General features: G+C 69.5%; 18 protein-coding genes, 1 tRNA gene and 2 pseudogenes. 14 read left to right on the forward strand and 7 right to left on the reverse strand.

All coding sequences use genetic code 11. The features are described 5' to 3' along the window. The first annotated feature begins 12 nt into the window (after positions 1 to 12). From ACGFSA_RS02335 to ACGFSA_RS02385, 11 genes and pseudogenes are all read left to right on the forward strand, one after another. Positions 13 to 777, forward strand: coding sequence for a GntR family transcriptional regulator (locus ACGFSA_RS02335; RefSeq protein WP_393298472.1), 765 nt, complete (start codon positions 13 to 15; stop codon positions 775 to 777). A 133-nt stretch (positions 778 to 910) separates the two neighbouring features. Next, positions 911 to 2,035: a TIGR03364 family FAD-dependent oxidoreductase gene (locus tag ACGFSA_RS02340; protein WP_393298475.1), complete on the forward strand. Its 1,125-nt coding sequence runs from the start codon at positions 911 to 913 to the stop codon at positions 2,033 to 2,035. A gap of 5 nt (positions 2,036 to 2,040) precedes the next feature. After that, a complete protein-coding gene (locus tag ACGFSA_RS02345; RefSeq protein WP_393298478.1) occupies positions 2,041 to 2,739 on the forward strand; it encodes a phosphonatase-like hydrolase in 699 nt (232 codons plus the stop codon). After that, positions 2,736 to 3,827: an ABC transporter ATP-binding protein gene (locus ACGFSA_RS02350; protein WP_393298481.1), complete on the forward strand. Its 1,092-nt coding sequence runs from the start codon at positions 2,736 to 2,738 to the stop codon at positions 3,825 to 3,827. Before ACGFSA_RS02345 ends, ACGFSA_RS02350 begins: the two co-directional genes overlap by 4 nt. 76 nt (positions 3,828 to 3,903) lie before the next feature. Further along, complete coding sequence (locus ACGFSA_RS02355; RefSeq protein WP_393299439.1) at positions 3,904 to 4,743, forward strand: 2-aminoethylphosphonate ABC transporter permease subunit; 840 nt, start codon at positions 3,904 to 3,906, stop codon at positions 4,741 to 4,743. After that, positions 4,730 to 5,527 (forward strand): ABC transporter permease, encoded by a 798-nt coding sequence (locus ACGFSA_RS02360; protein WP_393298484.1) that lies wholly within the window; start codon positions 4,730 to 4,732, stop codon positions 5,525 to 5,527. Before ACGFSA_RS02355 ends, ACGFSA_RS02360 begins: the two co-directional genes overlap by 14 nt. 80 nt (positions 5,528 to 5,607) lie before the next feature. After that, on the forward strand, positions 5,608 to 6,669 hold the full coding sequence (locus tag ACGFSA_RS02365) for a 2-aminoethylphosphonate ABC transporter substrate-binding protein (protein WP_393298487.1): 1,062 nt from the start codon (positions 5,608 to 5,610) through the stop codon (positions 6,667 to 6,669). A 249-nt stretch (positions 6,670 to 6,918) separates the two neighbouring features. Next, positions 6,919 to 7,707 carry an HAD-IIA family hydrolase gene (locus ACGFSA_RS02370; protein WP_393298490.1) on the forward strand — a complete coding sequence of 263 codons (789 nt, stop codon included), beginning with the start codon at positions 6,919 to 6,921 and terminating at the stop codon, positions 7,705 to 7,707. A gap of 186 nt (positions 7,708 to 7,893) precedes the next feature. After that, positions 7,894 to 8,481 carry a hypothetical protein gene (locus tag ACGFSA_RS02375; protein WP_393298492.1) on the forward strand — a complete coding sequence of 196 codons (588 nt, stop codon included), beginning with the start codon at positions 7,894 to 7,896 and terminating at the stop codon, positions 8,479 to 8,481. Next, complete coding sequence (locus tag ACGFSA_RS02380; RefSeq protein WP_393298495.1) at positions 8,478 to 9,161, forward strand: class F sortase; 684 nt, start codon at positions 8,478 to 8,480, stop codon at positions 9,159 to 9,161. Before ACGFSA_RS02375 ends, ACGFSA_RS02380 begins: the two co-directional genes overlap by 4 nt. 29 nt (positions 9,162 to 9,190) lie before the next feature. Next, positions 9,191 to 9,592, forward strand: a pseudogene (locus ACGFSA_RS02385) (glycoside hydrolase family 6 protein); the annotation flags it as partial. On the opposite strand, the pseudogene ACGFSA_RS02390 reads toward ACGFSA_RS02385, so the two are convergent. Further along, positions 9,588 to 10,305: pseudogene (locus tag ACGFSA_RS02390) on the reverse strand (glycosyltransferase family 2 protein); the annotation flags it as partial. The pseudogenes ACGFSA_RS02385 and ACGFSA_RS02390 sit on opposite strands and share 5 nt — an antisense overlap. A 476-nt stretch (positions 10,306 to 10,781) precedes the next feature. Continuing rightward, positions 10,782 to 10,855, reverse strand: a tRNA-Lys gene (locus ACGFSA_RS02395). Positions 10,856 to 11,037: 182 nt separating this feature from the next. Here ACGFSA_RS02395 and ACGFSA_RS02400 point away from each other — a divergent pair. The 3 genes from ACGFSA_RS02400 to ACGFSA_RS02410 all read left to right on the forward strand — a co-directional run bounded on the left by ACGFSA_RS02400 (position 11,038) and on the right by ACGFSA_RS02410 (position 14,980). Next, positions 11,038 to 12,426, forward strand: coding sequence for a peptidoglycan-binding protein (locus tag ACGFSA_RS02400; RefSeq protein WP_393298498.1), 1,389 nt, complete (start codon positions 11,038 to 11,040; stop codon positions 12,424 to 12,426). An 85-nt stretch (positions 12,427 to 12,511) separates the two neighbouring features. Continuing rightward, the gene (locus tag ACGFSA_RS02405; RefSeq protein WP_393298501.1) at positions 12,512 to 14,191 is read left to right on the forward strand and encodes an SPFH domain-containing protein; all 1,680 of its coding nucleotides are present in this window, start codon (positions 12,512 to 12,514) and stop codon (positions 14,189 to 14,191) included. A gap of 213 nt (positions 14,192 to 14,404) precedes the next feature. Next, positions 14,405 to 14,980 carry a GtrA family protein gene (locus ACGFSA_RS02410; protein ID WP_393299442.1) on the forward strand — a complete coding sequence of 192 codons (576 nt, stop codon included), beginning with the start codon at positions 14,405 to 14,407 and terminating at the stop codon, positions 14,978 to 14,980. A gap of 31 nt (positions 14,981 to 15,011) precedes the next feature. On the opposite strand, the gene ACGFSA_RS02415 is transcribed toward ACGFSA_RS02410, so the two are convergent. The 5 genes from ACGFSA_RS02415 to ACGFSA_RS02435 all read right to left on the reverse strand — a co-directional run bounded on the left by ACGFSA_RS02415 (position 15,012) and on the right by ACGFSA_RS02435 (position 21,786). Next, positions 15,012 to 15,782 (reverse strand): polyprenol monophosphomannose synthase, encoded by a 771-nt coding sequence (locus tag ACGFSA_RS02415; protein ID WP_393298504.1) that lies wholly within the window; start codon positions 15,780 to 15,782, stop codon positions 15,012 to 15,014. Then, a complete protein-coding gene (locus ACGFSA_RS02420) occupies positions 15,779 to 17,095 on the reverse strand; it encodes a UDP-glucose dehydrogenase family protein (protein WP_393298507.1) in 1,317 nt (438 codons plus the stop codon). The genes ACGFSA_RS02415 and ACGFSA_RS02420 overlap by 4 nt, the downstream gene beginning before the upstream one ends. A 133-nt stretch (positions 17,096 to 17,228) precedes the next feature. Further along, positions 17,229 to 19,175, reverse strand: coding sequence for an ArnT family glycosyltransferase (locus ACGFSA_RS02425; RefSeq protein WP_393298510.1), 1,947 nt, complete (start codon positions 19,173 to 19,175; stop codon positions 17,229 to 17,231). Beyond that, the gene (locus tag ACGFSA_RS02430; RefSeq protein WP_393298513.1) at positions 19,175 to 20,182 is read right to left on the reverse strand and encodes a glycoside hydrolase family 26 protein; all 1,008 of its coding nucleotides are present in this window, start codon (positions 20,180 to 20,182) and stop codon (positions 19,175 to 19,177) included. The genes ACGFSA_RS02425 and ACGFSA_RS02430 overlap by 1 nt, the downstream gene beginning before the upstream one ends. Next, a complete protein-coding gene (locus tag ACGFSA_RS02435) occupies positions 20,182 to 21,786 on the reverse strand; it encodes a glycosyltransferase family 2 protein (RefSeq protein ID WP_393298516.1) in 1,605 nt (534 codons plus the stop codon). Before ACGFSA_RS02435 ends, ACGFSA_RS02430 begins: the two co-directional genes overlap by 1 nt. Between the last annotated feature and the right edge of the window lie 80 nt (positions 21,787 to 21,866).

Genomic DNA, 21,866 nt, shown 5'->3' on the forward strand with positions numbered 1-21,866 from the left:
CACCATCGGGAAGTGGACTACCTGCACGACCAGGCACCTGGCGCACCGATCCGTTCCGGCATCCCGGAGCACGGCCGTATCCCCAAGTACTACGCCGTGAAGGCCCATGTCTCCGTCCTCATAGAGGAGTTGGGTGAGGGCGGCATGCTGCCCACCGAGCGTGATCTCGCGGTTCGCTACGAGGTGTCGCGCGAGACCGTGCGGCAGGCGCTGCGCGAACTCCTGCTGGAGGGCCGCCTCGCCCGTCAGGGCCGCGGCACCGTCGTCGCGGGGCCCAAACTGGAGCAGCCGCTCTCCCTCGCGAGCTACACGGAGGGCGTACGCCGCCAGGGGCGGACACCGGGCCGCCACCTCATCGGCCTGGAGCAGTTCCCCTGTCCCGCCGCACTCGCCGCCGAGACCGGCGTCGAGCGGGGCGAACCGGTCTGGCACCTGGAACGTGTGCTGCTCGCCGACGACGACCGGGTCGGCCTGGAGAGCACATACGTCTCCGTCGCCCGCGTACCGGACCTGGACACGGAGTTCGACCCCGACTCGTCCTTCTACGCCTACCTCCACGACCGGCTCGGGATCGCTTTCGGCGACGCGGACGAGCGGATCGAGACCGTGCTCGCCACCCCGCGCGAGGCGCTGCTGATCGGTACGCCGCCCGCCCTGCCCATGCTGCTGCTCCACCGCATCTCGCGGGACGCGAGCGGGCAGCCGCTGGAGCGGGTGCGCACGCTCTTCCGCGGCGACCGGTTCTCCTTCACCGCACACCTGGGCCGCCAGGGCTGAGCGACACCGCGCGGCAATCGACGCGCATTGATCACGAAAATGTAACGGGTCTAGGCCAACATTAGGTCCTGGTTCACCCTCCCGTCGCCCGGCCGATCCGTGCGAGTCATTCGCCGCCAGGAGCGTTGCCGTCGTGAGAGTCATCGTCGTAGGAGCCGGCGTGGTGGGAACCATGCACGCCTGGCACGCAGTCAACCGCGGCCACGAGGTCGTACAGATCGAGCGCGAGAGCGAGGCGCGCGGAGCATCACTCCGCAATTTCGGACAGATATGGGTCAGCGGCCGGGCCGGCGGCGAAGAGCTGGAGACCGCGCTGCGCGCCCGCGAACTGTGGGAGGGCATCGGGGAGCAGGTGCCCGGCCTGGGCTTCCGGCCCTGTGGTTCGCTGACCCCGCTCCGCACCGAGCTGGAGATCGCCGTCGCCGAGGCGGCCGTCGCCCGCCCCGACGCCGCGGCCCGCGGCTACAAGCTGCTGACGGCCGACGAGGCCCGCGCGATCAATCCCGCGCTCCGCGGTGACTTCGTCGCCGCCCTGTGGTGCGAGCGGGACGCCGCCGTCGAGCCGCGCACTGCGCAACTGGCGCTGAAGCAGAAGCTGATGGCGTCCGGCCGGTACACGTTCCTCGGCGGCCGCGAGGTCCGCGAGGTCGTCGGTACCGCCTCCGTCCGCGACGACCACGGCGACGTGCACACCGGTGACGCCGTCATCCTGTGCACCGGCGCCTGGCTCGGCGGCCTCGTCCGCGAGCTGGCCGGACCCGAGCTGCCCGTCCGCCGCGTCCGCCTCCAGATGATGCAGACCGATCCGCTGGGCGAAACGCTCACCACGTCCGTCGCCGACGCCGACAGTTTCCGTTACTACCCGGCGTACCGGAGCGAGGCGCTCGACGCCCTCAACGCCGGCCAGGCCCAGGCGCCGACCGCGGCCGAGCACGGGATGCAACTGCTGATGGTGCAGCGCCGGGACGGCGGACTGACCATCGGCGACACCCACGAGTACGAGCACCCGTTCGCGTTCGACGTCGTCGAGGAGCCGTACGAGCACCTCACCCGGGTCGTCGAGTCCTTCCTCGGCCGCCCGCTGCCGAGGATCCGCCACCGCTGGGCCGGGGTCTACGCCCAGTGCACCGACACCAGCCGGGTCGTCCACCGCCAGCAGGTGCGGGACGGCGTCTGGCTGGTCACCGGGCCGGGCGGCCGCGGCATGACCTGCTCGCCCGCCATCGCCGAAACAACCGCCAACGAACTGGGCTGGTGAAGAAGTTGAGCAACACCGACAAGCTGAATCTCGTCGTCCTCGACATGGCCGGGACCACCGTCGCCGACGGCGGTCTCGTCGAGCAGGCCTTCGGCGCCGCCGCCCGGCGCCTCGGCGTGACGCCCGGCTCCGCCGACCACGCCGAGAAGCTCGCCTACGTGCGCGCCACCATGGGCAAGTCCAAGATCTCCGTCTTCCGGTACCTCTTCGGCGACGAGAGCAAGGCCCAGCGGGCCAACCTCGCCTTCGAGGAGGCCTACGGGGAACTGGTCGACGGCGGCCGCATCGCGCCGGTCCCGGGTGCCCGCGCAGCCATCGAGCGGCTCACGGGCGAAGGGCGGACCGTGGTCCTGTCCACCGGTTTCGCCCGCACCACCCAGGACGCGATCCTCACCGCGCTCGGCTGGCAGGACCTGGTCGCCCTGACCCTCTGCCCGGCCGACGCGGGCGGCCGCGGACGCCCCTACCCGGACATGGTCCTCGCCGCGTTCCTGCGCACCGGGGCCGTGGACGGCGTCCAGCAGATCGTTGTCGCGGGGGACACCTCGTACGACATGCTCAGTGGCGTACGCTCCGGAGCCGGGATCGTCGCCGGCGTGCTGACCGGCGCACACGACAAGGAACAGCTGCGGCGCAACGGCGCCACGCACGTACTCGGCTCGGTCGCCGAGCTGCCGGACCTCATCGCCCGGGCGGAAGCATGACCGGCGGGGACACCGCGGGCAGCGGCATCCGGTTCGACCAGGTCAGCGTCGCGTACGGCGGGAACATCGTCCTCGACCGGCTCGACCTGACAGTGGAACCCGGCGAGGTCATGGCCCTGCTCGGGCCCTCCGGGTCCGGCAAGACCACGGCCCTGCGGGCCGTCGCCGGCTTCGTCCAGCCCGTCTCCGGGCGGGTCCGGCTCGGCGACCGGGACGTCACCGGCCTGCCGCCGCACAAGCGCGGCATCGGCATGGTCGTCCAGCAGTACGCCCTGTTCCCGCACATGCGGGTCCGGGACAACGTCGCCTTCGGCCTCAAGGCCCGCAAGGTCGCGAAGGCGGAGATCCCCGAGCGGGTCGCCGAAGCCCTCGAACTCGTCGGCATGACCGCGTACGCCACGCGCTACCCGCGCGAGCTCTCCGGCGGACAGCAGCAGCGCGTCGCCATCGCCCGCGCGCTCGCCATCCGCCCCGGCGTGCTCCTGCTCGACGAACCGCTCTCCGCGCTCGACGCCCAGCTGCGCTCCGGGATGCTCGCCGAACTGGCGCGGCTGCACCGGGAGTTGCCGGACGTCTCCATCCTGTACGTCACGCACGACCAGGTCGAGGCGCTGACCCTCGCCGACCGGATCGCGGTCATGGACAAGGCGCGGCTCCAGGACTGCGGCACCCCGCAGGAGCTGTACCGCCGCCCGCGTACGGAGTTCACCGCGTCGTTCGTCGGCAACGCCAACCTGCTGCCGGTCACCGTCGCAGGCACCACCGGCGCCGTGGACTTCGCCGGGCACGCACTCGCCGTACCGACCGGCGAGGTGGCGGGCGGCGTCACCGCGACCCTCTGCGTCCGGCCCCACCTGGTCGGACTCGGCGACGGCCCCAACGCGCTGACCGGCACTCTCGCCGAGGTCCAGTGGCGCGGCTCCACCCACCGGCTGTACGTCGACATTCACGGCCACCGGATCAAGGCCGACCTGCCCGAGCTGCGCGAGACCCCGGTGCTCGGCGACAAGGTCACCGTGCACTTCGCCGCCGAGGACGCGGTGCTGCTGCCGGCGGGCGCCGGCTTCGGGGGAGGGGTTCATGGCTAGCGCCGTAGCCGGAGACGTGTCCTCGGGTGCGTCCGGCAGCCGCCCTGTCCTCAATCTCCCCCATAGCCCCAAGGGCATGGGAGGGACCCCCTCGACGGGCCCCAGCAATCTCGTCTGGGCGCTCCCGCCCGTCGCCGTCCTCGCCCTCGTCTTCCTCTACCCGCTGGCCCTCGTCGTCCAGCAGTCCGTCAGCCCGGACGCGGGCGGCACCTCGCTCGCCCCGTACAGCGACGTCTTCGCCTCCGCGTCGTTCCGCTCGGCACTGACCACCACCGTCTGGCTCGCCGTCGGCTCGACGGCCGGCTGTCTGGTGCTGGGCTTCGTCCTCGCGCTGGTGATCGCCTTCGTGCCGTTTCCCGGCGGCCGGGCGGTCGCCAAGTTCATCGACGTCTTCCTCTCCTTCCCGTCCTTCCTGATCACGCTCGCCCTGCTGTTCATCTACGGCACCGTCGGCATGGCCAACGGCGTCTGGACGGATGTCACCGGGGCGGCGGACGGGCCCTTCCACTTCCTCACCACCCCGTGGGGTGTTCTCCTCGCCGAGATCACGTACTTCACCCCGTTCGTGATGCGGCCGCTGCTCGCCGCGTTCTCCCAGCTCGACACCGCACAACTGGAGGTGGCGTCCTCCCTGGGCGCGAGGCCGGCCCGGATCGTGCGGCAGGTGATCCTCCCGGAGGCGCTCCCGGCGCTCGCCGCGGGCGGCTCCCTCGTCCTCGTGATGTGCCTCAACGAGTTCGGCATCGTGCTGTTCACCGGCGCGAAAGGCGTCACGACCCTGCCGATGCTGGTCTACGGCAAAGCGATCCTGGAGTCCGACTACCCGGCCGCCTGCGTCGTCGCCGTCGTCAACATCGCGATCTCCGTCGGTCTCTACAGCCTGTATCGGATGGTGAGCCGCCGTGTTGGTGCATAGCCGTACCGGGAAGTGGGCCACCTGGGCCGTGTTCTTCCTGCTCTTCGTCCCGCTGTTCGCGGTGCCGTTGCTGGTGATCGTCGCCGCGTCGTTCACCACCAACTGGTCCGGCGCCTTCCCGTCGGGGCCGACCACCGAGCACTACAGGGCCGCCACCAGCGGCGAATCGCTCCAGGCCCTCACCACCAGCCTGATCACCGCCGTCAGCGCCAGCCTGCTCGCCCTCACCGTGGGCACCTGGGCCGCGCTCGCCGCCGCCTCGCTGCGAAGGCGCGGACGCCGCTTCCTGGACGGGCTGTTCATGCTGCCGGTCGCCGTGCCGTCCGTCGTCGTCGGTCTCTCCGTGCTCGTCGCGTTCAGCAAGCCGCCGATGCTGCTCAACGGAACACGCTGGATCGTGATCCTGGCGCACACCATTCTTGTCACAGCGTTTGCCTATCAGTCGGTTTCAGCCGCAATAGTGCGTCTTGACCCGATGTACGAACAGGCGGCAGCCAGTCTCGGCGCCCGCCCGTCCTATGTCCTGTGGCGGATCAGACTGCCGCTCCTGCTGCCCGCCCTCACAGCGGCCGCAGGGCTCTGCTTCGCCCTGTCCATGGGTGAGTTGAGCGCCACGATGATGCTCTACCCGCCCGACTGGACACCGCTTCCGGTGCAGATCTTCTCGGCGACCGACCGTGGCTCGCTGTTCACCGGAGCGGCCGTCGCCGTGGTCCTGATGGGAACGACGCTGCTCGTGCTGTTCGGCGTCGCCCGCATCCGCACCAGGGCTTCGTACCGCTGATCGGCCGATCCGCGGATCGGCCGATACCCCCGTACTGACTCCGGCCGGCTTCCGGCCGACATCCAGGAGATACGACTGCCATGCGCAAGAACCACCTCAAGCCCGTAGCCGCCGTCACCGGCTGCTTCGCCCTCGCCGCCACCCTCTCCGCCTGCGGTGGCTCCTCGGCCGCCTCCGACGAGAAGGTCGTCACCGTCTACAGCGCGGACGGCCTCAAGGGTGAGAACGGCGACGGCTGGTACGACAAGGTCTTCAAGGACTTCGAGAAGAAGACCGGCATCAAGGTCAAGTACGTGGAGGGCGGCTCCGGCGAGATGGTGCAGCGCGTCGTCCGCGAGAAGTCCAACACCCAGGCCGATGTGCTTGTCACCCTGCCGCCGTTCATCCAGCAGGCCGACAGCAAGGGCCTCCTGACGGCGTACGCGCCGGCCGGCTCCGACAAGGTCGACGGCGCCGACAAGGCGTCCGACTCCAAGTGGACCTCCGTCGTCAACAACTACTTCGGCTTCATCTACGACAAGAAGGAGCTGAAGTCGGCGCCCACCACCTGGGAGGAGCTGCTCGACGGAAAGTTCAAGAACAAGATCCAGTACTCCACTCCCGGAGTCGCCGGTGACGGCACGGCCGTACTGATCAAGGCCATGCACGACTTCGGCGGCAAGGAGCCGGCGATGGAGTACCTGAAGAAGCTCCAGGCCAACAACGTCGGCCCGTCCGCCTCCACCGGCAAGCTCGCCCCCAAGGTCGACAAGGGCGAACTGCTCGCCGCCAACGGTGACGTCCAGATGAACTACGCACAGTCCAAGGACATGCCGAACCTCGGCATCTGGTTCCCCGCGAAGGAGGGCGGCAAGCCCACCACCTTCGCTCTGCCGTACGCGGCCGGCCTGGTCAACAAGGCCCCGCACAGCGCCAACGGCAAGAAGCTGCTCGACTTCATGCTCTCCGAGCAGGCACAGAAGGACGTCAGCGCGGTCGGCGGCGGTTTCTCCGCCCGCAAGGACGTCGAGGCCACCGACGCGAACGCCATCGCGCTCAGCAAGCTGATGAACGGGGTGGAGGTCTTCGAGCCCGACTGGTCGGACCTCGGCGCCAACCTGGACACGTATGTCGAAGCCTGGAAGTCGGCCACCGGCAGCTGACCGCCGGCCGGCGATTCACCTTGAGGGAAAGGGACTTGGACGGATCATCGCGCAAAGGTAACGGGTCTGGACCGTCCCGAGGGCGGCACCGGACGGTCCAGGCACCGGTGATCCGGCACCGGGTGATTCGGTACCGGGCGTTCCGGCCGTATCGGCTGGTTGAACGGGCGGCCTAAAATCGGGGATGTCGGCGCTGCACAACGCGGTGCCGCCGGCGTCCCCGCACACGGCGTACGGCAGGAGTCCCGCATGGCAGAGCGCAAGCCGATCTCATCCTGGCTCACCGACATGGACGGAGTCCTGATCCACGAGGGGACGCCGATCCCTGGGGCGGATGCCTTCATCAAGCGGTTGCGGGACTCGGGGATGCCCTTCCTGGTCCTCACGAACAACTCGATCTACACCGCCCGCGACCTCCACGCCCGCCTGGACCGCATGGGTCTCGACGTGCCCGTGGAGAACATCTGGACCTCCGCCCTGGCCACCGCCCAGTTCCTGGACGACCAGCGGCCCGGCGGCACGGCGTACGTCATCGGAGAGGCCGGGCTCACCACCGCTCTGCACGACATCGGCTACGTCCTCACCGACCACGAGCCGGACTACGTGGTCCTCGGCGAGACCCGTACGTACAGCTTCGAGGCGCTCACCAAGGCGATAAGGCTGATCAACGGCGGCGCCCGCTTCATCTGCACCAACCCGGACGAGACCGGCCCGTCCGCCGAGGGCCCCCTGCCCGCCACCGGGTCCGTCGCTGCCCTCATCACCAAGGCCACCGGCAAGGCCCCGTACTTCGCGGGCAAGCCCAACCCGCTGATGATGCGCACCGGGCTCAACGCGATCGGCGCCCACTCCGAGTCCAGCGCCATGATCGGCGACCGGATGGACACCGATGTGCTGGCCGGCCTGGAGGCGGGGATGCAGACGTTCCTGGTCCTCACCGGTCTCACCACAGTGGCCGACATCGACAAATACCCCTTCCGGCCGTCCACGGTCGTCGATTCCATCGCCGATCTGGTCGACCTCGTCGACGTGGGCTGAGTGCCGTGCGGGGAAGACCGTCTGCGCGCCTTCCCCGCCCCGCTCGTTCCCGGCACCGCCCAGGGCCTCCCCTTCGGATTCAGGCCGGATCCGAAGGGCAGGCCCTGCACCCGCACGGCCCATTCCCTCACCCCTGCGGATGCGAAAAGCCGCCGGACGCGTGAACCTGCCATCAGGAGGTTCACGATGCGTTCCATACCCCTCACGTTCTGTGGGGCCGCGGTGATCGCGGCGACCCTGATACCCGCTTCCGCCGCACTGGCCGGCTCCGACTCCGGCTCCGGCTCCGGCTCCGAGAAGGACTCGAAGTCCCACGCCACCCTCTCGGTGACCCCGTCCTCCCTCGCCCCCGGCGACGACGTGGACCTGCAGGTCGACGGCTGCAAGGGCAAGGAGGCCAAAGGGGTCTCCGACGCCTTCGCCTCCGATGCGCGCCTCACGGCCGACGACCGCGGCGGGTTCTCCACCCGGGCCAGGATCCGCTCCGACGCCACGCCCGGCGCGTACGACATCTGGGTGACCTGTGACGGCGACAACGCCACCAGGGTGTCCGGAACCGTCACCGTCGCCGCAGGCGACCCTTCCGGACCGCTCGCCCCGATCGCCCCGGTCCGGGCCGGTGGCGGAGGCACCGCCGTCTCCGACCAGACGGCCGAGCAGGGCGGCCCCGGTACCGCGCACGCCGTGCTCGGGCTGGCCCTGGCCGCTGTCGCGGCCGTCGCCGTGGCCCTCCGCAGCGCCCGCCGCCGCCCGGCCGCGGACCGAGCGAGATGACCGCCTCGGACCGCCCGGCAGGGACCGGCCGGCTGCTCACCGGAGTGGCCTGGGCCATCCTGCTGCTGGGCCTGTGTCTCTGGGGCCGCGGCATCGCCGACGGCTCCGGCGCGAGCTCCGCCCCGACCACCGGTGACATCGCGGCGGTCGGGCGCCCCCACGGTGTACCGCTGCCCGCGGCGCACGCCCCGATCAAGGGTGCGGCGCCGGAACGCATCGAGATTCCCTCGATAGGAGTCCGGGCCCCCGTCGTCGCCCGCGGCCTGGACAAGGCGGGAGCGATCGACCCGCCACCGTTCGCGAAACCGCAGACCGTCGGCTGGTACGGCAGCGGCACCCGACCCGGTGCGGCGGGCGCCGCGCTTCTGGTCGGCCACGTCGACACCGAGACCAAACCGGCCGTCTTCTACGGACTGAGCGCGGCCCGCCCCGGCGCGAAGATCCGGGTCGTCCGGACGGACGGCTCGGTCGCCGAATTCACCATCGACGACGTCCAGGTCTTCACCCGGGAACGCTTCGACGCCCACAAGGCCTACGGGCCCCACAAGGACGGCCGGGCGGAGCTGCGGCTGATCACCTGCGGCGGCACGTTCGACCGCGCGTCGCACGAGTACAACGCCAATGTGGTCGTCTCGGCGTACCTGACCGGCGAGAAGCCGTCCGTGGGCAAGTCCGCGTAGCGGACCGTCCGGTGGATGAGGTGCACCTGGGCTTCACCGAGGCGGCCCGGAAGGCCGACCGGGAGGCGCTGCTGGTTCTCTACAACATCCCGCACCGTGACTGCGGCCAGTTCTCGAAGGGCGGAGCCGCGGACGGCGACGCGTACCGTGCCTGGCTGGAGGGCGTGGCGAAGGGCATCGGCGACCGCCGCACCACGGTGATCCTGGAGCCGGACGCGCTGCTGCACCTGATCGACGGCTGTACCCCGAAGGAGTTCCACGAGGAGCGGTACGACCTGCTGGGGGGTGCCGTGCAACGGCTGAAGCGACTGCCGCACACACGCGTGTACATGGACGCGGGCAACGCGGGCTGGCACACTCCGGACGCGCTCTTCCGGCCGCTCCGGCAGGCGGGCATCGCGGACGCGGACGGCTTCGCGGTCAACGCGTCCCGATCCCTCTCCAGTACTGCTTGAGGATCGTCTCGTACGTCCCCCGTGACCAGCGCAGCTGCTGGGTGAAGAAGTCCGTCCACGCGGTCGGGCCCTCGCCGACGGCCAGCACGTCCGGGGTGTGGACCGAGCGCCACTTCCGGCCGGTGTGCGGGTTGCGCGCGCGGTGCATCTCGAAGCCGGTCGCCATGTCCTCGGTGATCGAGTCGTACAGACCGCCGATCTGTTTGAGGGCGGAGATCCGCACGGCGTTGCTGGTCCCGACGAACATCGGGGCGCCGTAGCGGTTGCCCGCGCGCTGGATCAGCGCGTGGAAGAGGAACTGCTGCTCGATCAGACCGATCGAGACGAGCATGACGATGTCGAGGATCAGCAGCGTGTCGTTCTTGAGGTTCGGATCGCGCTGGGTCCAGTGTTCGGGCTGCATCAGCCAGGCGAACAGGCCGAGCGAGACGAGCGGTGCGGCGCCGAGCAGGAGCGCCGCGCGGAGTCTGTGCGGTTCCTGCGAGAGCAGCGAGCGGTACGGAGTACGGTCTGCTCGGATCGGGCTGGGTCAGTGGCCCGGCGAGCCGGCTGTAGTGCTCGTAGTCGTAGCGGGGCAGCGCCGTCTTCGGGTGGCGCCGGCCCCCGGTCCGGGGCTGCGGGAGTATCCGCAGCTGCGTGGTCCGGGAAGGGTCGTTGTCCTGCCGGGCGCCTGTCGGCGTCGACGTCATGGGTCATCCCCCTGCGCGCATGCCGGCTGCGCGGTCGGTCGTCTCGTCCGCCGCGCATCCCCTCGATCGCGGCGGACGACCTCTCTGGCGGCCGCCTTCCCCTCGCGGGAAGGCGGCCTTCCGGTCGCCCGGTGCCCCTTCGGCATCCGTCCATGAGCGGGACCCCCATCCCGCGGTACGCGCAAACCGGAACTTCCCCCTGTTGCTGCCCCCAACTGCGGGCGTCATCAGCTCGGTTGCGGCTGATGACCCCATGACAGGTTGTATGACCCAGGTCGTGATCGCAAGGGTGAAATGGGCTAGTTGTCGATCATATGTGCGATTTGGGTGCCTCTAGCGGAGGGGGCGCATGGGGGTGCATGGGGGAGCTTTTCGACCCTCGGGAGACGGCTCGGGGGTCGCCCGCCGGACGCGGGTGGGGTGATGGCGTACGAACAAGGCCCCCTCACGTGAAGTGAGAGGGCCTTGACTCTGCGTGCGCCGCCAGGGACTCGAACCCCGGACCCGCTGATTAAGAGTCAGCTGCTCTAACCAACTGAGCTAGCGGCGCCTGCTGACCTGGATAACTCTACCCGATCCAAGGGGTGCTCCTGACCATTTCCGGACCGTCACGGCCTGTCGGATGGTCGTTTTGTCTGTTTTATAAGTCAAAATGCAATATGTCAGGAGAGTTGGACACTGACGCCCGTACAGATGCGCCCAAAGATCTTGACGAGTGCGGAGGGGATACGCATGACCGTGCCGGCCTTCGAGGAGTACGCGCCCGCCGTCGACTGCTCCTGCGCGGGGTGCGCCGCCGGGCGGCGCGCCGCCGCTCGCGCCCTGCCCACGCGGTTCGGAGGGCACCCCGCGGCGCATGGTGCGCGGCGCGCGCTGGTGCTGGCCGCGGCGGCCGGCGTGGTGCTGAGCGCCGGCGCGGCCGAGTCGGTGAGCGCGGTGGCCGGGCTCGCGCCCGGGTCCGCCTCGACGGATGGGACGACGGATCCGGGCGATGTGGGCGATCCGGGTCCGGCCGATCCGGATGTGGGTAATCCGCAGGGCGTGCCCGGTCCGCTGAGCGGTGCCGGGAGCCCGGGACCGCCGTCGTCCGGCGGTTCGAAACCGGCACTGAGCAAGGTGACCCGGGCGGACATCATCAACCGGGCCAAGAAGTGGGTGAGCGCGAAGGTCCCGTACGACGTGGCGAAATACTGGTCCGACGGGTATCGGCAGGACTGCTCCGGCTATCTGTCGATGGCCTGGAAACTGAAGCGCAACGAGTGGACCGGCAGCCTCGCCGAGTACGGGACCCGGATCGCGCGCGCGGAGCTGCAGCCCGGCGACATGTTGCTCTTCCACAACCTGGCCAACCCTTCGAAGGGCTCGCACGTCACGATCTTCGGAGGCTGGACCGACTACACGCACATCCATTACACGGCTTACGAACAGACTCCCGCGCACACGCGCAAGCAGACGACGCCCATGGCCTACTGGACCAACTCGGGCAAGTACGTCCCGTACCGCTACAAGGGGCTGACCACCGGAACCGTAGCGGAGGGCAGCGGAACCGGAGCGGGAGGCGGCGGGTCGGCGTCGGCGTTCCCGGGCACCAGGACATTCGGTCCGGGCGTCAGCAACACGTACGTCACCCAGCTCGGGCGGATGCTCGTGGACCGCGGCGGAAGGCGCTTCTACAAGGTCGGACCCGGGCCGGGCTGGGGCGACGCCGACCGGCGTGCGACCCGGGCGTTCCAGAGAGCGCAGGGCTGGAAGGGCAAGGAGGCCGACGGCATCCCCGGCCCGCACACCTGGCGCCTGCTGATGAACGGGACCGGCCGCGACATTCCGGTGAGCGGAAGCGGAAGCACGGGCGGCGGCAGTCAGGGGGGCGGTTCGCATGCGGCCCCGGCCTTCCCGGGCCGGGTCCATTTCCGGCCGGGTCGGTCCAACAGCCATGTCGACAGGCTCGGCAGGCAGTTGGTGAAGAAGGGATACGGCACGTACTACACGTCGGGCCCCGGACCCCGGTGGACCGAGGCGGACCGGCGCAACGTCGAGGCCTTCCAACGGGCCCAGGGCTGGCGGGGCACCGAGGCCGACGGTTACCCCGGCCCGGAGACCTGGCGGCGACTCTTCGCGTGAGAACACGGACATGACGGAGGCGGGAATGCGATCCACGGTGGCGGACAGCTCCGGAGACCCGGAGGACAGAAAGGAACGGGAGCCGATGAGCGGCGTACTGGGCGACACGGAGGGTGCCGGAGGCGCCGGGGCCGACTGGGAGGCGGGTGCCGCCCGGCCGTGCGCCGACCCGGGATCGGTCCCGGGCACGGATGCCGGGAGCGGCTCGGGTACGGGGACGGAGGCGAAGGCCGGCTCGGAGGCGGGTGCGGATGTGTGGCCGGGCTCCGGTCCGGCATCGGTTGCGGGTAGGGAGGCTGGGGGCGGCTCCGGTGCGGGGGCGGAGGCGCGAGCCGGCTCGGATGCTGCCCTCGACCTCGTGCTCGACCTGCTCCCGGCTGACGCGACGGACCCCGCCCTCGGTACGGCCTCGGTGTCGGTTCCGGCCGCGGCTTCGGCGCCGGCCCTCGACCCGGACTCGGGCCCGCCGGCCCGCCCGCTCCTGGACGCCCTGTCCGACACCGCGGAGCTGGCTCGGACCGAACCCGGCCCCGACGCGCCGCACGGCACACCGCCCCCCACGGAGCCGGCGCCCGCCTCGGCCGCCGAAGCCATCCTCGTACAGGAATCCGAATCGGCCCCCGTGTCGGTGCCGGAACCCGACGACGCCGTGACCGGGCGGCGGCGCATCGTCATCGCCCATAAGCACACCACCCCCCTGCACCTCCCCTTCCGTGGCGCGTCCGAGCACGCCGGCGCCGCCGCTCTCGCCTCCGATCTCGCCCTGGGGGCCGGTGCCGGCGAGCAGGTGGCGGGCCCGCGGCGGGTGCCCGTGGCGCACGAGGCGCGGATGCAGGCGCCCACCAGGCCCGCGCCGGTGGGCGATCCGCGGCTGACCGAGAAGCCGTGGACCGCGCTGCCCGGGTGGGCGGGGGTGCTCGCCGGGCTGGCCGGGATCGCCGGCGGCGGGGCGGTGCTGTGGTGGGCCGGCGCACTGCCCGCCGGGGTGCTCGCCCGGCTCGGGATCGGCTCGCACGCGCACGACGGCATCGGCATCGGGGCATGGGCGTCGCTCGCCGCCCTGGTGACCGTGGTGTTCTTCGCGCTCGGCGGTCTGACTCGCGGCCGCGTCGGGCACGCATGGGTGATGACGCTCTTCGGCGACTACCGGGGGACCGTGCGGCGGACGGGGCTCGTATGGGTCAGCCCGCTGCTGCGGCGTCGCCGGGTCGACGTACGGCTCCGGCACTGGCGCAGTGAACCGCTGCCCGCGGTGGATGCGAACGGTACGGCGCTGCGCGTCGTCGTCCTCGTCGTGTGGCGGATCAAGGACACCGTGCGGGCGATGCTCGGGGTGGCGGACCACGAGAAGTATCTGCGCGAGCAGGTCGAGGCGGCGATGGCTCGGGTCTTCTCGCAGCTCCCCGCCGACGCGTTCCACGAGGACGCCCACACGCTGCGCAACGCGGAGGCGGTCGGTGACGCGCTGACCGGGATGCTGAAGGCGGAGTGCGAGCCGGTGGGCATCGAGGTGTACTCAGCGCAGCCGACCGGCATCGAGTACGCACCGGAGCTCGCCGCCGCGATGCAGCGTCGCAGGATTGCCGCCATTGACGCCCGACACCGCGACAGTGTGCTGACTTCGGTGGTCGACGCGGTGGACGACACGGTCAGCCGACTGACCGCCCGCGGCCTCGTGGAGCTCGACGATTACGAACGGAACGCGCTGGTCAAGGACTTGACGGTGGCCTTCTACACCGGGCGCGGTGGTGGGGACGGGGCCTGAATCCATGCTGCCGAAACCGTCGGTGAAGGCCAGGGCCAGGCCGTCGGCCGCGCGAGCACAGCAGGTATACCCCGTACCGCCGCGCCGCCGAAGGCCCGACCGTGAGTCCGGTCGAAAGCCCGACCACAAGCCCAGCCGTAAGCCGTAGCATCCATGCGATACGCCTATAGGCGTACACACGTGCGTGCGGACTCCAGGGGTGGGGCAGCAGGAATAGGTGGTCGGCATGCGCTGCCTTCGCAGCTGGGGAAGCTCTATCGCGAGGTGGCGAAATTCGGGTTGGTGGGCCTTTCCGGCATCGTGGTGAACATCGCGGTGTTCAATCTCGTCCGGGCCACCACGGACGTACAGACCGTCAGGGCGAGCGTCATAGCCACCGGGGCCGCGATTCTGGGCAATTACATCGGCTTCCGGTATTTCACCTACCGTGACCGTGTCCACAGCAGCCGGCGGCGCGAGCTGACCCTGTTCCTTCTCTTCAGCGCGATCGGTCTGCTGATCGAGAACGGGGTGCTCTTCGCCGCGACGTACGGCCTGGGGCTGGACAGCCCGCTGCTGAACAACTTCTTCAAGTTCGTGGGCATCGGCGTCGCGACGCTCTTTCGCTTCTGGTCCTACCGGACATGGATCTTCCAGGCGGCCGCCGTGACCACTCCCGTACTCGCGGGCGCGGTCCACGGCGTGTTCACCGATGTAGCACACGGTGTCTTCGAGGAAGTGGAAACCCTCGCCCTCCGTACAGTGCCCCGGGTCCGGCCGGCCGGACAGCGGGAAGCCCAGCCCCGATAACTCCGGGCTCCCCGCCACCGGTCCCGTCCGGTCAGCGGTTGCGCAGCCGCAGCCGCAATCTGAGCGGCACCAGCGCGGACTCGAACTGCGTCGAGAGACTCATCTTCGAGACACCCTCGGTGCGCTCCTCGAACCGGATCGGGATCTCGACGCCGCGGTGACCGGCCCGTACCGCCCGGTACTTCAACTCCACCTGGAAGCTGTAACCGGCACTGTCCATCACCGCCATGTCCAGCTTGCGCAGGGTCCGCGCGTTCCAGAGATTGAACCCCGCCGTGATGTCCCGGATCTTGACGCCCAGGATCGTACGGGCGTACCGGTTCGCGAACCGCGACAGCAACTGCCGGTGCCACGGCCAGTCCTCGGCGAGCGAGCCGCCCTCGACATAGCGGCTGCCGACCACGAACCCCGCGCCGGTGGCCAGCGCCGTGTCGAGCATCCGCGGCACCGCTTCCACCGGGTGGCTGCCGTCGGCGTCCATCTGCATCACGAACGCGGCGCCCTCGTCCAGGGCCGCGGTCATCCCGGCCACGTATGCCCTGCCCAGTCCGTCCTTCGCGGTGCGGTGCAGCACACTCATCCGGCGCTGCCCGTCGGCGTTGTACTTCTCGGCCAGTTCCTCAGCGATCCGGCCGGTGCCGTCGGGGCTGGAGTCGTCCACGATCTTGAGGTGGAGCCCCGGCAGCGCAAGTGACATGACCAGCTCCGCCATGCGCGGCAGATTGGCGGCCTCGTTGTAGGTCGGCATGACCACAGTGAGCGGCGTGCCCCCCCACACCGTGGGCATGTGACGGTCCATCATCTCTCCTTGATCACCGCGGCGTGGGGGTGGGCCGGTCGGCCCGGCGCGCGGAAGTCCCATCCGGCGGCGGTCCAACGGGCACCGTCGAGCGTGCCTCTGCCGTCCACGAGCCGCGGGGTGCGGGCGAGCCCTGTCAGCCGGACCGGATCCAGCTCCCCGTACTGCGCCCACTCGGTCAGATGCAGTACGGCATCCGCGCCACGGATCGCTTCCTCGGCCGACAGGGCGTAGCCCAGCAGCGGAAACGCCTTGCGGGCGTTGTCCATCGCCACCGGGTCGTGGACCGTGACGTCGGCGCCGTCGAGCTGGAGGCGCGCGGCCACGTTCAGCGCGGGCGAGTCGCGTATGTCGTCCGAGTCCGGCTTGAACGCGGCGCCGAGCACGCTGACCCTGGCCCCCATGACCGAGCCCCCGCACAGCTCGCGGGTCAGCTCCACGACCCGGTCGCGGCGACGCATGTTGATCGCGTCGACTTCCCGCAGGAAGCCGAGCGACACCCCCAACTCCTCGGCGCGGTGCGCGAAAGCGCGGATGTCCTTGGGCAGACAGCCGCCGCCGAAGCCGACACCCGCGCGCAGGAACTTGGCGCCGATGCGGTCGTCGTGCCCGATCGCCTCGGCCAGCTTGCCGATGTCGCCACCGGCCGCCTCGCACACCTCCGCCATTGCGTTGATGAAGGAGATCTTCGTGGCGAGGAAGGCATTGGCGGCCGTCTTCACCAGCTCCGCGGTCGGGAAGTCTACGCTGACCAGCGGCGTCCCGGCCGCGAGTACCAGCGCGTACACCTCGCGCAGCAGCGCGCCTGCGCGCTCGGACTCCACCCCGAACACCAGGCGGTCGGGCCGCAGTGTGTCCTGCACGGCGAAGCCCTCGCGCAGGAACTCCGGGTTCCAGGCCACCTCTACGGCGTGCGCGTCCGCGAGTCGTCGCGCAGTCCCCACCGGCACGGTCGATTTGCCGACGAGTATTGCGTCGGGCGCCGCGTGCCGGGCGAGCTCGGCGAACGCCGCGTCGACGTACCGCACATCGGCGGCGTCGGACCGGTAGCTCTGTGGCGTGCCGACGCACACGAAGTGCACCTGCCCGAAAGCCGCCGCCTCCTCGTACGACGTGGTGAAGCGCAGTCGCCCCGACGCGAGGTGCTTGCCGAGCAGCTTCTCAAGTCCCGGTTCGTGGAAAGGGATACGCCCCGAGCTCAGCGCCGCGATCTTGTCGGCGTCGACATCGACACCGATCACCTCGTGGCCGAGCTCCGCCATGCAGGCGGCGTGGGTGGCACCGAGATAGCCGGTGCCGATGACGGTGAGTCTCATGGGAATGCCTCCAGCAGCGGTGCCCAGAACGGAAGAAGACACAGGAGAAGAGAGGAGGAGAGAGGTAAGGAAAGGAAAGGGGCGCCCCGGTCGGACACCGATGCGGTACGGCGCCGGTGGCAGGGACGAGAGCTCAGCCGGTCTTGGACCAGACCCGGTACTCGCCGGGCATCCCGCCCGCGGTGAACGGGACGGTGCCCATCAGCCGGTAGCGACCGCTGGCCTTCAGTGCGGCGGCGACCACCTTGTCCTCCTCGGGTGTGGCCACTCCGTCGAGGACGACGAGGTCGAACCAGCCGTCCTTGATCGCCGTGCGGTATCCGTCGTTGCCGCGGTGCGTCACGCCCTTGACGTCCTTGTAGCCGATGCCGTACAGCGAGGTCCAGTGCGACTGGTCCGTGATGTCACTCAGGTAGTACACCGGGACGTTCGGCGTGGAGGCGAGATAGCGGCCCTTGTCCGGCTTGACGAGGTTGCGCAGCAACTGGGTGTACGCGTCCGGCTGCGGCGCCCAGGACGAGAAGCGCTCCTGCGACTGCGAAATACCCAGGCACAGCGTGGCGACCCAGAGCATGATGCCCAACTGGGGGTATCGGAAGTGCGCGCCCATGAGCCGGGTCACACCGACGCCCGCCATCGGTGCCGCAAAGAGCAGACCGAAGCCGAGGTGCTTGTAGAGCGCGACCGACGTGGACAGATGGATCTGGTAGGCAGGGGCGAGCAGGGCTGTGCCACACAGCAACAGGCCCACCAGCAGGCGCCAGCGCCAGCCGGGCCCGGCGAGATTGTGCGAGAGCGGCGACTCGAACATGCGGCCGCGCCGGACGTAGGAGATGGCGCCCCCGACCGCCGTGGCGACCACGAGGCCGCTCCACAGCGCCGACGACCTGAGCAGTTCGGCCGCAGAGTCGGTGCCGTGCTCACGCGCGGTGGTCGTGGCCCGTACACCGTCCAATACGTCGGTGAAGTACAGGCCGCATCCGAGCAGCGCGCCCATGCCGAGCGCGAGCAGCACCGCCCGACCGAACGCAGCCTTGCCCCGGTGCGGCCAGGCCACGAGGAGGGCGATCCCCACCAGGCTCGGCAGATACAACGCGGAGGCGTACTTGACACCGACCGCGAGGACGGCAGGCGGCGCGGCCAGCAGCACCGCGACGATCGGGGCCCGGTCCAGGCGGACGACGAGCCAGGCGGCAAAGGCGAGCAGCAGTACGGCCGGGGCGTCGTACGTGGCGAAATAGCCGAGGACAATCGTCGACTGGGTCACCCCGAACAGCGCCGCGGCGGCGAGGGCGGCCCGCTCGTTGAACAGGCGGCGCGCGAACGAATACAGCAGTCCCGTCGTCCCGAGCATGCACACGAGGCTCAGAACCCGCGCCCCGGTCAGCCCGAACCTGTCGTCTGCCAGCGCCGCGGCCACCGGATACAGCTGAGGTGCCCCCGAGAAGTAGCTGCCGTAGTCCACGGGCAGTGGCACCCCGTGCAGGAGGTGCGCCAACTCGGCGTGCCCCGCACTCAAATACAGCGCCTCGTCCTGGAAGGCCGTGTTGGACAGACGGAGCGAGAGCACGGCCTGAATGGCGAGGACGCAGAGCAGGATGCACCGGCTGACCCAGCTTCGACGGGAGCTGGCGCCCATGTCCCAGCCCGCTTCCGGGGTCTCCGGGATGTGGTACGCGGCCTCGGCCGCTGCCGGCTCCGCAGTGGCCGGTCCGGCCGCTACCGGCTCTGCCACGGTGCGCAGCGCGTGGGTCTCCTGGTCACGCTGTGCGGGGACGAGGGCGCCTGAGATCTGCTGATGGGCGCCCTGGTCCGAGCCGTACCGGCCCTGGTCGTAACGAGGCTGGGCATAGTGCCACCCGGCGCGCCGGTCCTGCCCGTGCGGGTCCTGGCCGCGCTGGTCGGGGACGGCCGGTTTCTCGCCGCGCTGACCCGGGTAGTACTCCTCGGGGACGACCGGCGTGGACATCGTGGGCGGCTGGTCGTTGGTGTTGAACCAGGTGAAGGCTTCCTCCTCGTTACGCGGATCGTGCGGGTCTTGCGCGTTCTGCGCGTTGTGCGAGTCGTACGGAGAAGTCATCACGGCTCTCGGACGTCGAAACCGAACTGGCCGTCGGCGGCCAGCTTCTTGAACTCGGCCAGTGCCAGCGGACTGGCAGAAAGCCGCCAGTCGCCTCGCTTGCGGTAATCGAACCAGACGAAACCGATGATCCCGTCGTCGTCCTTGACACCGGTGTAGAGCTGGTGGATGTCCTCGCGGCGGCGCTGGCCGGGTTCGGCGGCGGTCTCCAGGATCAGGATCGGCTTCTTCGAGAAGCTGCGGATCTTTTCGATCGTCGGCCCGAAGACACTGTCGAAGGCGTTGTCCTCCGGCAGTGTGAAGTAGCCGACCATGCCGACCCAGTCGACATACGCGTCGCCCGGGTAGTACTTCTCCACGTCCACGGACTTGACGGGATTGATGATGTTGGGCGACCAGACCCAGATCGCGTTCGCGGCACCGGCCTCGATGAAGAGGTTGTGAATATGGCGCCAGGCACGGACGTAGTCGTCGGGAGTGGCGTACTTCGTACCCCACTTCTCCCACTGGCCGTTCATCTCGTCCGCGAAGCTGATCGCCACCGGAAGATTCAGCTTCTGCACAGAGGCCGCGTACTTCTTCAGGTACGCGTCGGACTTGCCGTCGGCGATGTCGGCGAGCGGGGCGTCGAACGGTTCCCACGACATGACAGTGAGCGCGCCGGCGTTCCAGGCATTGCGTACGCCCTTGGCATCGAAGCCGTCGCCGAAGGCCGCGTAGTACTCGATCAGATTCGGCTGCTTGCCGACCATCGTGCGGTACTCGTCGATCGGCGCCATCGAGTTCGGCGCCCCTTCGCGTGCGACGCCGAAGTACTTCTTCTTCGGGGCAAGCAGCGGACGGACGTCGAACGGGAGGTCTGCCTCGCCGGCCTGCGGCGCAGTCGTGCCCTGGGCCGGCTGATGGCCCGTACCGGGGGTGTCGCCCGAGGACGAACACCCGGTGAGAGCAAGCAGGGCGGCGGCGAGCAGTGAGCAGCCGGCAAGGGTGATTCCGGAACGTGTCATCAGGCAGCGCTCTCCACTCGGGGCTGTACGAGTACCCGGCCGACGACCAGTGCGTAGAAGAGACCGGAGGACAGGATCAGGGCGAAGTCCGGGGCGTTCATGGAGAACATCCGCCAGACCGACGCACAGACCCAGACCAGTGCGGTCCCGCCGCTCCACACCCACATCCCGATCCAGAAGCGGCGGGTCTTGTTCTTCTTGGCGCCGGAGGATCCGGTGGGCTGCCAGCCCATACGGTTTTTGCGGAGGATGTCCCAGATGGCGAAGACATGGGCCCAGCCGTACATCATGCGGGTTGCCCAGGCCTCCAGGCGGTAGGGCGCCTTGTGCCACATGGGGAAGATGATGGTGGTGTACACGATGCTGGGCAGCACCAGCAGCAGATGCTCGACCTTGAGCTTCTCCGGCATGGTCAGCAGCAGCACGATCGGGATCACCGGGGCGGCGAAGGTGAACAGCGCCGTGTGGATGTAGTAGAAGAAGCCGGACATATAGCAAAGTCGGCTGGACATCCGAATCTTGGCCTTCCAGAACTTCGCGCTGCCCATCAGGCTCATAGAGCCGGAGCACCAGCGGTACTGCTGGTTGAAGAAGGCCCCCGCGCTGTCCGGGCACACCCCGGTCGAAACCGCGACCGGCACATAGCGCAGGTCCCAGCCCAGACCGCGGAGGTCGAATCCGGTGTGGACGTCCTCGGAGTGCTCGATCAGCGTCGTACCGCCGTTGGTCTCCAGCGCGACACGCCGGTAGACGGCGCAGCTTCCGACGCAGATCGCGCCGTCGCTGCCCTGGCGGGAGACCTGCACGGAGCGGTAGAACAGCTCCTGTACGGCGCCGGCGCCGCGCTCGATCCAGTTCTGTGAGTCGAGGACGCGGAAGTACTGGGGGGACTGGACGATACCGATCCGGTCGTCCGCCTCCATGTACGGCAGTAGTTCCTCCAGCAGATCGGCGCGCGGGGTGAAGTCGGCGTCGAGGATGAGGACGTACTTCCCGTCGGACTGGCCGAAGCCGAAGTGCAGATTGCCGGCCTTCTTGTACCAGCCGCGGTTGGGGCGGGTGCCGTAACGGAACCCGAAGTCGGCGGCCATGGCCTCCAGTTCGGGACTGGCCCCGTCGTCCAGGACGAACGGTACACAGACGCCCGGATACCTGTCGGCCAGCGCACGAACATGGCTCCAGGTGTTGTGCAGCACCTCGATGGGCTCACCGCACACAGGGAGGAAGACGTCCACGGACGGATAGACCTCGGGCCGCCAGCCGAGTACGAGCTTGCGGTGGTGCTTGATGTCGAAGTCCCGCGTGAACGCGTTGACCCGCAGCGACACCAGATAGTAAATGACCGTGAAAACCAGCAGGGGCGTATAGATCCACAGCAGTGGTGTGGACTGCGCCAGCTTGAACTGGCTGACGGTCAGACAGCAGAAGCTGACCAGCGAGCTGATGGTCAGGATCCACAGGTGCCGTCTGGCGTACGCGTATTTCTCCGTGTCCGACGGCGGCTTGGGAAGCAACCCCAGCGTGGCCCCGCCGCGCCCTCCGTCCTGGCCGGGCTGTCGCCCCCTGTGCCTGCCCGCGCGGGCATGCTCGACTGAACTCATCATAAAACCCCCCGGCCCGAATGGCCGCAATACCGCCACCTTGCCCCGGCCACCCCATGTCGAACAAAAGGCCGATCCGCGGA

Source organism: Streptomyces sp. NPDC048496 (assembly GCF_043200055.1).
GTDB lineage: Bacteria > Actinomycetota > Actinomycetes > Streptomycetales > Streptomycetaceae > Streptomyces.

Bases quoted from the DNA above. Each gene is read 5' to 3' on its own strand.
- ACGFSA_RS02350 (WP_393298481.1), top strand. From the start codon at position 2,736: ATGACCGGCGGGGACACCGCGGGCAGCGGCATCCGGTTCGACCAGGTC.
- ACGFSA_RS02355 (WP_393299439.1), top strand. From the start codon at position 3,904: ATGGGAGGGACCCCCTCGACGGGCCCCAGCAATCTCGTCTGGGCGCTC.
- ACGFSA_RS02365 (WP_393298487.1), top strand. From the start codon at position 5,608: ATGCGCAAGAACCACCTCAAGCCCGTAGCCGCCGTCACCGGCTGCTTC.
- ACGFSA_RS02370 (WP_393298490.1), top strand. From the start codon at position 6,919: ATGGCAGAGCGCAAGCCGATCTCATCCTGGCTCACCGACATGGACGGA.
- ACGFSA_RS02375 (WP_393298492.1), top strand. From the start codon at position 7,894: ATGCGTTCCATACCCCTCACGTTCTGTGGGGCCGCGGTGATCGCGGCG.
- ACGFSA_RS02380 (WP_393298495.1), top strand. From the start codon at position 8,478: ATGACCGCCTCGGACCGCCCGGCAGGGACCGGCCGGCTGCTCACCGGA.
- ACGFSA_RS02400 (WP_393298498.1), top strand. From the start codon at position 11,038: ATGACCGTGCCGGCCTTCGAGGAGTACGCGCCCGCCGTCGACTGCTCC.
- ACGFSA_RS02405 (WP_393298501.1), top strand. From the start codon at position 12,512: ATGAGCGGCGTACTGGGCGACACGGAGGGTGCCGGAGGCGCCGGGGCC.
- ACGFSA_RS02415 (WP_393298504.1), bottom strand. From the start codon at position 15,782: ATGATGGACCGTCACATGCCCACGGTGTGGGGGGGCACGCCGCTCACT.
- ACGFSA_RS02420 (WP_393298507.1), bottom strand. From the start codon at position 17,095: ATGAGACTCACCGTCATCGGCACCGGCTATCTCGGTGCCACCCACGCC.
- ACGFSA_RS02425 (WP_393298510.1), bottom strand. From the start codon at position 19,175: ATGACTTCTCCGTACGACTCGCACAACGCGCAGAACGCGCAAGACCCG.
- ACGFSA_RS02430 (WP_393298513.1), bottom strand. From the start codon at position 20,182: ATGACACGTTCCGGAATCACCCTTGCCGGCTGCTCACTGCTCGCCGCC.
- ACGFSA_RS02435 (WP_393298516.1), bottom strand. From the start codon at position 21,786: ATGATGAGTTCAGTCGAGCATGCCCGCGCGGGCAGGCACAGGGGGCGA.